Genomic DNA, 12005 nt, shown 5'->3' with positions numbered 1-12005 from the left:
CCCCGCCCCTTGATCTTTCGTGGTTCTTGCCGCCAAATGGCGCAAACCGTGCAAGAGTGTGCAAACATGCTGACCAAAGAGCGCCACGAGATCATTCGCAACCGCCTCATGCTGAATGGCAAGGTGGTTTCCACCGAATTGGCCGAGGAGTTCGGCACCTCTGAAGACACGATCCGCCGGGATTTGCGCGATCTTGCAAGATCGGGCTTCTGCCGGCGGGTCTATGGCGGCGCACTGCTCGAGGCGCCGCTGCCCGCGCCGATTGCGACCCGGCTGCAGGACGATGCCAAGGCCAAGCAAAGCCTCGCCGTCGCGTCGGCGGCGCTGGTCAGGCCGGGGCAGACGCTGTTCATCGACGCAGGCTCCACCAACACCGCGATTGCCGCCGCCCTGCCCCGCCAGCACGAGCTGGTGATCCTGACCAATGCCCCCGCCGTCGCCATGGCCCTGTCGGACCATCCGCGTGCCCGGGTCGTGCTTCTGGGCGGCCAGCTGGACCTGAAGATCGGCGCGGCGCTTGGCGGCGCCACGCTGGAGGCGATCCGCCAGATCAACGCCGATCTGTTCTTCCTCGGCTCCTGCGGGGTCGACGCGCTCCACGGCATTTCCGCCTTCGACCCTGCCGAGGCCGAGGTCAAGCGCGCGATGGTCGATCAAAGCTCGCAGGTGATCGTCGTGGCGACGCAGGACAAGCTTGGCACCGCCGCGCCCTTCAAAGTCTCCGAGGTGGCGACGATCGCGCATCTGGTGGTGCCCGCCTCCGCCGATCCCGTGCAACTCGCCCGCTTCCGCGCCGCCGGGGTCGAGGTCCACACCGCCCCCGGCCCGACCGAAACCATACCCTGAACCGGACATCCCATGCCCCTGATCGACCCGCGCCACCGCGCCCTGTTCTGCGCCATCTTCGGCGTCTTCACCATTTTCGGCACCTTCGTCACGATCTTCGGCGCGACGCTGCCCAAGATCCTTTCCGGCCTCGGGTGGAGCTATGTGACCGCGGGCCTTGTGCTTTCGGCAGGTTCGGTCGCCTATTTCACCGCGACCTTCCTGGCGGGCTTTCTGGTGCGGTCCTGGGGCGCCAAGGGGGCGATCCTGCTGGGTCTGTCCTGCGCGGCGCTGGGGATGCTGTTCTTTGCGGCCACAGCCGACCCGCTGGTCAACTTCCTGCTCTGCGGTCTGGTCGGCCTCGGTCAGGGCTTTCTGGAGGTCGGGGCGAACTGGGCCACGCTGCGGATCGATACCGAGGGCAAGGGCCGCACGATGAACATGATGCACAGCGCCTTCGCGATCGGGGCCATCCTGGGGCCCGTCGCGGTCGGTCTGCTGTTAAAGGCCGGGCTGGACTGGATCACGGTCTACCGGGGCATCTCTGCCATCCTCGGCGCGATGATCCTTCTGGTGCTGCCGCTGAGGATGCAGCTGGGCCAGACGCGAGAGGGCTCCACCACACCGCAGCACCTGGGGCGCGAGCCGGCCTATTGGATTTCCTTCGCCGCCCTCTTCTGCTTTGTCGGGGTCGAGCTTGGCCTGACCGGCTGGCTCGCCGAATATTTCGTGCAGGTCTTTGCCTACAAGCCGGGGGAAAGCGCCTTTCTCGTCTCGCTCTTCTGGGCGGGGGTTCTGGCGGGGCGGCTGGGGGTGCCGATGCTGTACCACGGCCCGCATCAGGGCGCGGTGCTGGTGGCCCTCTCTGCCCTTGCTACGGCGGCGACTGCGGCGCTGTGCGGGCTGGGCTTTGCCCCCTCCCCTGCCGGTGCCGCGGACATCGGGCTTGTCCTGGTGACACTTTCGGGCCTTGGCTGCTCGATCTATTACCCGGCGATGATCTCCTTGCTGGGCCAGCGGTTTCCCGAGGCGCAAAGCCAGGCCATCGCCTTTGCCGCGACCGGTGGCGGGGTTGGGGCCTTCGCCTTTCCGTTCCTGATGTCGGCCCTCGCCCAAGGCTGGGGCATCCGCACCGGCTTTGCCGCCTATGCCGTGCTGGCGGGGGCCATGACCCTTGCCGCGCTGGCGTTTCTGGCGACCGATCCGGCCCGGCGGTCCCGCATGCGACGCGGCGGGTGAGCGCGCATCGTCCGGTTTGGCGGCCGCCGATCTTGAAATTGTTCTCTTTCTGTTCCATATAAGGAGACCACCCAGACAGGGAGTTTCCCGATGGAAGATACAAGCTTTGCCCTGCCCGCAACGCCCCGCCAGATCGCCTATGCACGGTCGCTGGCCTTGCGGAACCAGACCTTGCTGCCTTGGGAGGTTCAGCAGGACCGCCGCAGTCTCAGCGCCTGGATCGAGGCGCAGGCCAAGTTGAAACCGATGTCGGCGCTGGACGGCTTGCCCTCCTCCCGCCAAGTGGCCTTTGCGGAACGGATTGCGCGGATCAAACACCGCGCGGTTCCCGATGCCTGTTTCCGCGACAAGGACCTGATGTCGAAGTGGATCGACGGGAACAAGTGACCCCTGCCCTTTTGTCCGCGGACAATTTCTCGCGCCGCCGGCTTGAGGCCATTTGTTGGCGTTGTCCGCGGACAATCTCACAGCGCAGCCTGCGGCCTTTGCTGCGCCAGACGCCCGACAAAGGCCCAGGGATCGAAGCCCGCACTTTTCGCCCCGGTGGTCAGGGCACGGAAATAGGCACCGATCTGGCGGATCTTTCCCTGCATCTCCAGCAAGCCCCAGACCGTGACCGCCGCCTCCAGCGCGCCAAGCCTGCTTTCGGCGGCATGATAGGTTGCCCGGTCGATGCCCATCATCGGCGCCAGCGTTCGGGCATGGTTCACCACGTCGCCCGGCCCTTCCGGCGTTCGCTGCAGGTAACTCACCGCCTCTGGGCAGGCACCCACAAGGCTTCTCAGCGATATTGGCTCCCTGCCCCGAAGCTTGGGCGTCTTGGGCTCTGCGCTGTCAGAATCTTTAAGTTCTTTTTTTGAGTTCTGAAGATGACGGTCATTTTGTCCGCCAGTGGCGGTCATTTCTTTCGGTTCTGACGCAAGAGCCTCGGGTTCGGATTGCGGGAAATCAGCGACGGGCACCAGCGCGGCGAGCAAGACTTCCAGATCGGCGGCATCGCATTTGCGGCGCAGGGTGTGTTGGGCGGCCTCTAGGGCGGGGCTTGCGCCGTTCTCTGCCAGCGTCCGGGCAACCGCACAGCGCAGCTTGGTGCGCAGGAAGGCCAGGTGGCTCGCCTCTGCGACGCAAGCCTCGGCCATCTCGCAGATCCGGGTGTAGGCGGCGAAAAGCGGCGCAAGGTCGAAGCCGAAACGCAGGACCTGGCCCGTGGCCGCATCGCCCTTGCTGAAGCGTTTGCGGTTGGGGCTGTCGGAACGCGTCAGGAAGCCCATCTCTGCCAGCTGCGCGATGTGGCGGCGCAGGGTCCGGTCCGAAATGCCGTTGCGCTTGAAGGCCAGCGTCGCGTTCGAGGCGAAGACGAAGTCGTGGTTGCGCCGTGGCGGCAGGCAGGACAGCAGGGCGTCCAGCGTCGCCAGAACCGGCGCTTTCAGCTTCAGCGCAGGGCTGGCCTTGCGCAAGGCATCCATCAGCTGGAACCGGTCGGGGCGGCCGTTGTCCGCGGGCAATAGGGCGGAAACCCGCGTCCCGGTGGGGGCGGTGACATGTTGAAAGCTCATGAGTCTTCACAGCAGGCCTAGGCGGAAGCTGCCCATGCCAAAGCACCACGAATATTACCGGCTTTTGGCAATATTCATCCGTTCAACCAATTCGGTTGTTCTTGACTGTCGGGGAGAAGCTGGTAAACCTGATGGTGCTAAGCAACAGATTGGGCTCTCCGAAGGTGACTTTGGGGGGCTCTTTCTTTTTCCTTGGGCTGCGCGTGCTCCTTTTGTTGTTGATCTGCTCGTCTCGGTTCAGCCGGCCGTAGCGGCCGACTTCCACGCTTCGTAGAGGCGCAAGACCTCTGACGCGGCATGTTCTCGCATCCATTTGGTGAATTCCGGCTGATCAGAGCCGGAAAACCGCAGGGTCAGGGCGCGGGGCGTGTCCTTGATCTCGCCCAGGCGGGCGCCGTCGCGGTCCAGGATGGGCAGGGCAGGGGGCGCGCCGGGCAGGGGGGCATCGGCAGGCACCGCCTTGGCCGCGAGGCTCGCGACCAGGGCAAAGCGTTCGTCGGAACCTGCGGCACGCGCCGAAGCGGGCAGGGCGGCCACCAGGTTCTCGATCGCGATCTCGCCCTCGCGCAGCAGATCGGCCAGCTCCTCCCAGCGGCGGCGGCCGATGCCATGGGCGGCCCCGATGAACTGGATGACGCCAAGCGGCACGGTGCGGGCGACCTTGGTCATCCGCGACAGCATCGGCTTGTCGATCGCCAGGGCATCCAGAACCACGGTCTGGTCATAGCCTTCATCGGTCAGATCCGTGACGAATATGGCCTTTTCGATGAAACTCGGGTCCAGCCGCAGGCTGTTTTCCTGACCCTGGGCCAGGATGGCCTGTTCGTCGGTCAGGGTGCGGATCAGCGCCTTGGCGGGCAGGCCAGCGAGTTTCAGGGCGCGCAGGCGCCGCCGGCCATAGACGATGCGGTAGCGGCCCGGGTTGTCGGGCAGGGGGCGCACCATGATCGGCACTTGCTGGCCATGGGTGCGGATGCTTTGCGCCAGATCCGCCACATCGGCATCGGTGATGCTCAACCGGTCCTTCGGGCCGCCATCGTCGATCAGGGCCGCGTCGATCTCGCGCACCGCGTTCGAGGACAGGTCCCGCAGCGTCGACTTGACGCCCGACATCGCCCCGGTGTTGGGGAAGCGGGGTTTGCCATCGCCCGGACCCGCCTCTGCCACGGGGGCTGCGGGCGGGGGAGGGGGCTGGAATATGTTGCGACGTGCCATCAGTCTGCTCTCCGTCCCCAGGCTTCCTGGATGACCTTCTCGAACTCATCCGCGACGCCATTGACGCTTTCCAGGATGCGGTCCAGCGTCTTGCGGATGACTTGGGTGGGGTCGAGTTCATAGATCGTCTGTTGCGTCATGCCGGCATCGGAAATCGCGGTAGATTTCAGCATCGGCATGGTCAGCACCTGATCCAGCAGGATCGAGCGCAGGAACCCCGCCATCTGCGATTGCGGCACATCGGTCGGCTCGTATCTCGCGATCAGGAACTTGAGGAATTTCCAGTCGGTCGGCCCGGTGGATTCTTCGAGAACGCGAACAGTTTCTCCAGCCATTTCAAGGAATTGCGCCATGGAGGCCACGTCCAGCATGCTGGGTACCACGGTGATCAGCAGCCCGGTGGAAGCCAGCAAGGCGGTCATCGTGGTGAAACCAAGCTGCGGCGGGCAGTCGATCAGGACGAGGTCGTAGTCCTTCTCGACCTCACCGAGCGCGATGGCGAGGCGCTGGGTGAAGGGCGGTTCGATCCGGTGCTGCAGGGCATAGGCGGTTTCAGTTTCATATTCCGACAGAAGCAGACCCGCCGGGGCAAGGTCGAGCTTGTGGAAATAGGTCTTGCGGATGACCTGGCTCAGCGGCACCGGCTCTTCATAGCGCAGGGCGTCATAGATCGTGCCGCTTTCGGCAAATTCGATCTCGGGACGGTAACCGAACATGGTGGTCAGGCTGGCCTGGGGGTCCATGTCGATCGCCAGAACCCGGTAGCCGCGCAGGGCATAGCGCTGTGCGAGGTGAATGGCCGAAGTGGTCTTGCTGGACCCGCCCTTGAAGTTGACGACCGAGATCACTTGCAACCCGTCGCCCTCGCGCCGGCCGGGCAGGTAGGATTCGCCATTGCGGCCGGTACGGGCCATCACCTGGCGGATCATGTCGAGCTCTTCGGCCGAATAGAGCCGCCTGCCGCGGGCATCGGTCTCCACCTCGGGGAAGTCGCCCTCCTGGTGGCGGGTGCGCAGGTTCGACATGCTGATCCCGGTCAGTTCCGAGACCTCGGCCGGATGCAGCTTGCGCAGCGTCTTGCGGCTTTCGGGCTGAAAGCTGTTGCGCATATGGGTGTTGAGCGCCTCGGACAACCGGGCGGCATTGGCGCTGATCGTGCTCGCGATCGAGCCAGGCGGTGGGAGTGGCGTGCTCGTCGTCATGTGCCCTCATGGGTCTCTTAGTGGACCTTGAATGTTTCGTCGCAAGAATGCGTCATAATCGGCATGTTGCGACAACACCAGTGATGGCACGCAACTTACGGTCGGGCAACTTTTTTCTGAGAGGGTCGAACAGAAGGTTACGGGGCACAGTTCAACAAAGATCTCAACTTTGCATCGCAATATGTTGATAAAGAATGATTAAAGCGTGCTTTGGCCGGGGTTTGGCGGGGCGTGCGGGTTGGAGTGTGCCAAGACGCCGATCGGGACGCAAGGGTGTGGATACGAATCAAGTTCCGGCCTGCGGTGCGATGTGGGGTGGCCTAAGGGAAGAAGCGGGGGCCAGCCCCCGCACCCCCGGGATATTTATGGACCAATGAAGGAGGAAGGGCAGGGGCGTGCTGGTCGTGGATTGCATTTGCGGCGGGAAGGGTCGATTTTTCGGATTGAGGGCGCAATCGCCGCGATTTCCGATCTGCGAGGTTCATGAATGAAGCGCGATGAGCTGGGCGACCTTCTGGCCTTTCTGGCAGTCTATGAGGAGAAGAGCTTCACCCGTGCGGCGGCCCGCATGGGCACCTCGCAATCCTCGATCAGCCATACGATCAAGCGGCTGGAAGAGCGGCTGGCCCTGCGGCTGCTGACCCGGACCACCCGCAACATCGCCCCGACCGAGGCAGGCGATCGCCTGGCCGAGACGCTGCGCCCGGCCTTTGCCGATATCGACACGCGGCTGGAAAGCCTGAACGCGCTGCGCGACCGGCCGGCGGGGACGATCCGCATCACCTCCAGCCGCCATGCAACGCAGGATCTGCTGTTTCCCAAGGCGCGGGCGCTAATGGCGGACTACCCTGACATCAACATCGAGATCTCGGTCGACCAGAAGCTGACCGACATCGTCAGCGACCGGTTCGATGCCGGGATAAGGCTGGGCGAGAGCATCGAGAAGGACATGATCGCCGTCCGCATCGGGCCGGACATGCGGATGATCGTGGCGGGCGCGCCCTCCTATTTCGCGCGGCGCGGGCGGCCGCAGACGCCGCATGATCTGACCGGGCACAGCTGCCTGAACCTGCGCCTGCCGACCCTGGGCGGGCTTTACGCCTGGGAGTTCAGCAGGGACGGCCATCCCCTCAATGTGCGGGTGGCGGGGCAGTTCATCACCAATGACGTCGATCTGCTGATCGAATCCGCCCTTGCCGGAGACGGGCTTTGCTGTCTGCCCGACCGCCATCTGCTGCCCTGGCTGCAGAGCGGCCAGCTGGAGGTGACGCTGCACGACTGGGCGCCGGTCTTTTCGGGCTATCATCTCTATTACCCGTCGCGGATGCAGGCCTCGCCTGCCTTCAAGCTCTTGCTGGACCGCCTGCGCTGGCGCGGCGATGCTGCGGCGCTTGACCTCGCCGACCTGGTGCCGCGCGGGTCCAGCTCTGCGCCTGTCAAAGTCCCCGATTCCGGTTGCACATGACGAACGCCTCTTCCACCGACTGTGCCCTGCGCCAGGCCTTCCTCCGCTTTGGTCTGGTCTATTGGGGCGGGGCCTTCCTGTCTTCGGCGGTGTTCTACGCCCTGAAGGTGACGGAGGCTGCCGACTACAGCGATCACATCGCCTATATCGCGGAGAAATTCGTCCGTTACGGGTCGGGCTGGCTGGTGACGGCGGCGATTTCCTACCTGCTTTTCCGCCTGCACAGGCGGGCGAGCCGGCATGGCCCGGCGGAAAGCGCGCTGCCGGTCTTCATCGTGGCGGCTTTCCTTCTGGCGCTGGCCGCAGCGCCGCTTTGGGCGCTGGCCGGTGCGGCGGCGCAGGCGGTGCGTCCCCTGGCCCAGGCGCGCGACTGGAATATGTTCATCAATGACACGGCCCTAGGCGCCGCGCTGTTCTTCGGTTGGTCCTGCCTTTTCATCAGCCTGATCTTCAGCTTTGAACTTCACGAGCGCGGGCTGCGGCTGGCCGCGGCGCGGGAAGAGGCGCTGTCGGCCCAGATGCGCGCCCTGCGCTATCAGGTGAACCCGCATTTCCTGTTCAACACGCTGAACGCGGTGGCCGGACTGATCGAGGAGGGCTCGGCCTCGCGCGCGGAGCGGATGATCCTGACGCTGTCGACCTTCCTGCGCACGACGCTGACGCTCGACCCCTTGCAGGACGTGCCCCTGGCCGAGGAACTGGCGCTGCAGGAGGAATATCTCGAGATCGAGCGCGAGAGGTTCTCTGACCGGATGGTGTTCAGCATCGACCTGCCGCCCGATTTGCGCGCGGCCCTGGTGCCCAGCCTGATCCTGCAGCCGCTGATCGAGAACGCGGTCAAGCATGGGGTCAGTGCCACCATCGGCAGGGTGGAGATTGCACTGCGTGCCCGGAGGGAGGGTGACCGGCTGCTGGTGACGGTCGAAAACGACATGCCGGCGCAAGCAGAGGGCGAGCCACCCGAGGGCATGGGCCTTGGCCTGCGCAACATTGCCGAGCGTCTTGCCGCGCGGTTTCAGGCGGCGGCGCAGCTGACCGCGGGCCCGGTGGCGCCCGGGCGGTTTCGCGCCAGTCTGAGCCTGCCCTGGCGCGAGGCGGGCACGCCCTGACGCTCAGCCCCTTGGCCCGAGGCTCGCGCGCAGCGCCGCGGCATAGGTGCGCCCGACCCGCTGCTCGCTGCCATCGGTCAGGACCACGATCAGGGCGGCAAAGCGGGCCGGCCTGATCCGCGCCACGGCGCTGCGCCGGACGATCGTGCTGCGGTGGATCCGCATGAACTCCCCCGGGTCGAGGCGGCGTTCCAGCGAGGCGAGGCTTTCCTGAAACAGGTAATCCGCGCCGGCAAGATGCAGGCGGACATAGTCGCGTTCGGCCTGGATGCGCAGGATCTGTTCCGGTGCGACCCGCAGAAAGGCGCCCTGCGATTTCACCCAGAAGGCGCCGCCCTGCGCCGCGCGGCGGTTCAGGGCGCGCTTGAGGGCGGTCACCGTCTCTTGCAGCTCGGCGATGCGGTCGCTGTGCAGGCGGTGGGCCGCGGCCGCGCGGGCGCGCTCCATGGCGAGGTGAAAACGCCCCGGCTCGACCGGTTTGGTCACATAATCGACGGCATTGGCGTCAAAGGCGCGCAGCGCGTGGTGATCGAAGGCGGTGACGAAGACCACCGAAGGCGGCGCGGGGGCGAGGAGGTCCAGCACTTCGAACCCGCTGCCGCCCGGCATCTGGATATCCAGAAGCAGGATGTCGGGCGGATGTGTCCTGGCCTGATGGCAGGCCTGGGCCACATCGCCCGCCTCGTCCACCCGGCCGACCCAGGCGATCTTGCCGATCAGGCGGGTCAGCCGGCGCCGGGCGAGGGGCTCGTCATCGACCACCAGAACCGACAATCCGCCCATGCGCCGCTCCACCCCTGGTCCGGCGGCCCGCGCCGCCCTGCGCCTGATTGAACATCGCGGCCCCCTGGCGATCAAGCCCACGTGCCCTTCGTCGCCCCGGGCAAGCGGTTCGTCGAAAATTCCCGGCGCCGGGCGGGGGCAGGGCGCCACCGGCAGGGCAGGGGATGGGACGGATTGCGACCGCCGCCTAACCTTGCCAAAATGATCAGACCGCCACCTGCCGAGGCAGGGCGCGCGGGAAGGACATTTCACGGCTGATTTTTGATCGACACAGGAGATTATCATGGCTGTAGCGCCACAAACCTACATCATCAACGACGACGGCACGCTGTGGCTTTGGGACAGCGCCACCCAGGCCAGCACCAACCTTGGCACCTTCCATCTGGAAGGCTCGGACACCGTGCTGCGCTTTCTGGATGTGGCGGTCGCGCCGGACGGGCAGGTCTATGTCGTGGGCGGCAGCCAGATCTTCCGGCTGGATCTGGAAACCCATCTGGCGACGGCGCTCTTCAACACCTTCAAGGTGATCAGCGCGCTGGAGATCGACCCGCAGGGCCGCTTCATCCTTGGCTATGACAGCCGCGACTTCATCGAGGTCTTCGACCCCGAGACCTTTGCCGTGCTGCAGCATTTCCGCACCGACCCGAAGGCGGGCTCGCTCTTCGGCGGGCCGACTTCGGCCGGGGATCTGGTTCTGGTCGGCAACACGCTGTATTTTGCCGCCAAACACGCGCTTGGCACCTCGCATCCTGACGAGATCATCCTTTACGACCGGACCACCGGCGCGATCATTGACCGCTGGGAAAATCCGCTGGCCGCCGATACCCAGGGGCTGACCCATGATGGAGAGAGCCTGATCGGCTTTGTCGGCCATGTCGCCTATCGCATCACGGCAAGCGGCTATACGCCGCTGCAGGACTTCGGCGCCGGGTGGGATGTGAATGGCGCCTCGGGGACCGTCTCGCTGCAGCGGACGGCGGGGGCGGATTTCCTGCAGGGCACGGCGCTGGACAACCTCATCGCGGCGCTTGGCGGCGATGACACGATCGTGGCCTTGCAGGGCAATGACACGGTGCAGGGCGGGGGTGGCCATGACCTGATCTATGGCGGCGACGGGGCGGACCTTTTGACCGGCGGCACGGGCCTCGACACGCTGCGCGGCGGGGCAGGGGCCGACAGCCTTTATGGCGGCGAGGACAATGACCTGTTCGTGGGCGGCTATGGCGCCGACCGATGCTTTGGCGGCAGCGGCGCGGACCGGATCTACGGCAATGCCGGCGCCGACAGTCTGAATGGCGGTGCGGGCCGAGACCGGCTGACCGGCGGCTCTGGTCCCGACACCTTCGTCTTCACCAGCGCCGCCGAGGCCGGCGACACGATCACCGACTTCTCGAACCGCCCCGGCAATGACGACCGCATCCAGATCCGCGCGGCGGGCTTTGGCGCGGAGATTCCCACCGGGGTGCTTGCGGCGGACCAGTTCCTGATCCGCGCCGACACCCAGGCGCAAGACAGCAACGATCACGTCATCTACAACACCAGCAACCACACGCTGTGGTTCGACGCCAATGGCAGTGCGGCGGGCGGCCTGACCCTTCTTGCCCGGCTGGAACACGCCCCGGTCCTGACCGCCGCGGATTTCCTGATCACCTGAGGCGCGTTTGGTCAGCTTTCCCTTTGCCTTTGCCAGAGCCCCGGTGTCGCCCCGACCAGCCTGGCGAAGGTGCGGGTCAGATGCGCCTGATCGGAAAAGCCACAGCTCAGGGCCACTTCGGCAATCGACGCCCGGGGATGGGACAGCATCTCCTTGGCGCGGGCTATGCGGCGGCGCTTCAGCCATTGGTAGGGCGCCATTCCGGTGGACCTGGCAAAACCATGGCTGAACTGGCTTGTCCGCAGGCCGCAGAGGCCCGCCAGGTCGGAAAGCGCGATGCCGCCCACGAGGCTGATCTCGATCACCTCCTTGGCGATCCGCTCTTGCCAGGTGGTCAGCCCGCCCTTGACCGGCCGGCGGATCGCCAGCCCGCCATATTGTGCGGCAAGGTAGATCCCCAAACTCCACATGTAGTGGTCGGCCAGAAGCGGGTCGATCGTCTCTGGCGCGTCGAAATAGGGATGGATCTGCAGGGCAAGCCGGCGCAGGACCGGGTCGTCGGTGATGTGATATCGCCCACGCCCAAGGCATGTGACCTGCGGCACCTCCAGATCATCGGCAATCTCGCGCAGGAAGCTGCGTTGCAGGATCACTTCCTGGGTATGGCGCGGGGTCTTGAAGTCGATATGCGCCAGATCCGAGACATAAAGAAAATGCGTCTGCCCCCGCCGCACCGGATAGGAATGGCAGCGGTCGCCGAGGAAGACCTCGGTCAGATCGTCATTGAAATGCACCCCGATGCTGTAGGCGCCCTCCCAGGCGGGAAAGTCGGGGTTGGCTTCTGACGGGTTGGCGCTATAGTTGACGTCCGCCGCCATCAGACGGGACCGCGAAAGACCGCGGACCGATAGTTTCAAGTCGGTCTTGCGCGGCAAGCCGATGGGAATCGTCGCGACTTCAACCAGTTTCACATTCAGGGTCATTGCGGTGCTGTCTCCCGAAGGGCGGGTTTCAGGT

11 protein-coding genes are annotated in these 12005 nt (G+C 65.4%); 6 read left to right on the top strand and 5 right to left on the bottom strand.

Annotated features, from left to right (window positions below; genetic code table 11):
* Positions 1-66: 66 nt before the first annotated feature.
* From AC1DZT_RS11420 to AC1DZT_RS11410, 3 genes are all read left to right on the top strand, one after another.
* Positions 67-846: a DeoR/GlpR family DNA-binding transcription regulator gene (locus tag AC1DZT_RS11420; RefSeq protein WP_478006759.1), complete on the top strand. Its 780-nt coding sequence runs from the start codon at positions 67-69 to the stop codon at positions 844-846.
* A 12-nt stretch (positions 847-858) separates the two neighbouring features.
* A complete protein-coding gene (locus AC1DZT_RS11415) occupies positions 859-2064 on the top strand; it encodes an MFS transporter (protein ID WP_478006758.1) in 1206 nt (401 codons plus the stop codon).
* Between the two features lie 90 nt (positions 2065-2154).
* Positions 2155-2451 (top strand): hypothetical protein, encoded by a 297-nt coding sequence (locus AC1DZT_RS11410; RefSeq protein ID WP_478006757.1) that lies wholly within the window; start codon positions 2155-2157, stop codon positions 2449-2451.
* 77 nt (positions 2452-2528) lie between these two features.
* Here AC1DZT_RS11410 and repC read toward each other — a convergent pair whose 3' ends face one another.
* From repC to repA, 3 genes are all read right to left on the bottom strand, one after another.
* Positions 2529-3620 carry a plasmid replication protein RepC gene (gene repC, locus AC1DZT_RS11405; RefSeq protein WP_478006756.1) on the bottom strand — a complete coding sequence of 364 codons (1092 nt, stop codon included), beginning with the start codon at positions 3618-3620 and terminating at the stop codon, positions 2529-2531.
* A 237-nt stretch (positions 3621-3857) separates the two neighbouring features.
* The gene (gene repB / locus AC1DZT_RS11400; RefSeq protein WP_478006755.1) at positions 3858-4835 is read right to left on the bottom strand and encodes a plasmid partitioning protein RepB; all 978 of its coding nucleotides are present in this window, start codon (positions 4833-4835) and stop codon (positions 3858-3860) included.
* Positions 4835-6037 carry a plasmid partitioning protein RepA gene (repA, locus tag AC1DZT_RS11395; RefSeq protein ID WP_478006754.1) on the bottom strand — a complete coding sequence of 401 codons (1203 nt, stop codon included), beginning with the start codon at positions 6035-6037 and terminating at the stop codon, positions 4835-4837. The genes repB and repA overlap by 1 nt, the downstream gene beginning before the upstream one ends.
* A gap of 487 nt (positions 6038-6524) precedes the next feature.
* On the opposite strand from repA, the gene AC1DZT_RS11390 reads away from it, so the two are divergent.
* Together AC1DZT_RS11390 and AC1DZT_RS11385 are read left to right on the top strand one after the other, a co-directional pair.
* Positions 6525-7502, top strand: coding sequence for a LysR family transcriptional regulator (locus AC1DZT_RS11390; protein ID WP_478006753.1), 978 nt, complete (start codon positions 6525-6527; stop codon positions 7500-7502).
* Complete coding sequence (locus tag AC1DZT_RS11385) at positions 7499-8611, top strand: sensor histidine kinase (RefSeq protein WP_478006752.1); 1113 nt, start codon at positions 7499-7501, stop codon at positions 8609-8611. The genes AC1DZT_RS11390 and AC1DZT_RS11385 overlap by 4 nt, the downstream gene beginning before the upstream one ends.
* A 3-nt stretch (positions 8612-8614) precedes the next feature.
* On the opposite strand, the gene AC1DZT_RS11380 is transcribed toward AC1DZT_RS11385, so the two are convergent.
* A complete protein-coding gene (locus AC1DZT_RS11380; protein WP_478006751.1) occupies positions 8615-9394 on the bottom strand; it encodes a LytR/AlgR family response regulator transcription factor in 780 nt (259 codons plus the stop codon).
* 283 nt (positions 9395-9677) lie between these two features.
* Here AC1DZT_RS11380 and AC1DZT_RS11375 point away from each other — a divergent pair, with 283 nt between their 5' ends.
* Positions 9678-11048 carry a calcium-binding protein gene (locus AC1DZT_RS11375; RefSeq protein ID WP_478006750.1) on the top strand — a complete coding sequence of 457 codons (1371 nt, stop codon included), beginning with the start codon at positions 9678-9680 and terminating at the stop codon, positions 11046-11048.
* Between the two features lie 11 nt (positions 11049-11059).
* Here the strand turns inward: AC1DZT_RS11375 and AC1DZT_RS11370 are convergent, their stop codons facing one another.
* Positions 11060-11971 carry a helix-turn-helix domain-containing protein gene (locus tag AC1DZT_RS11370; protein ID WP_478006749.1) on the bottom strand — a complete coding sequence of 304 codons (912 nt, stop codon included), beginning with the start codon at positions 11969-11971 and terminating at the stop codon, positions 11060-11062.
* Positions 11972-12005: the final 34 nt, after the last annotated feature.

The sequence above is a fragment of the Rhodobacter sp. P1_C2 genome (assembly GCF_056406375.1).
Note: the sequence above shows the minus strand (reverse complement) of the source record. Positions and strands in the feature narration are given on the sequence as shown.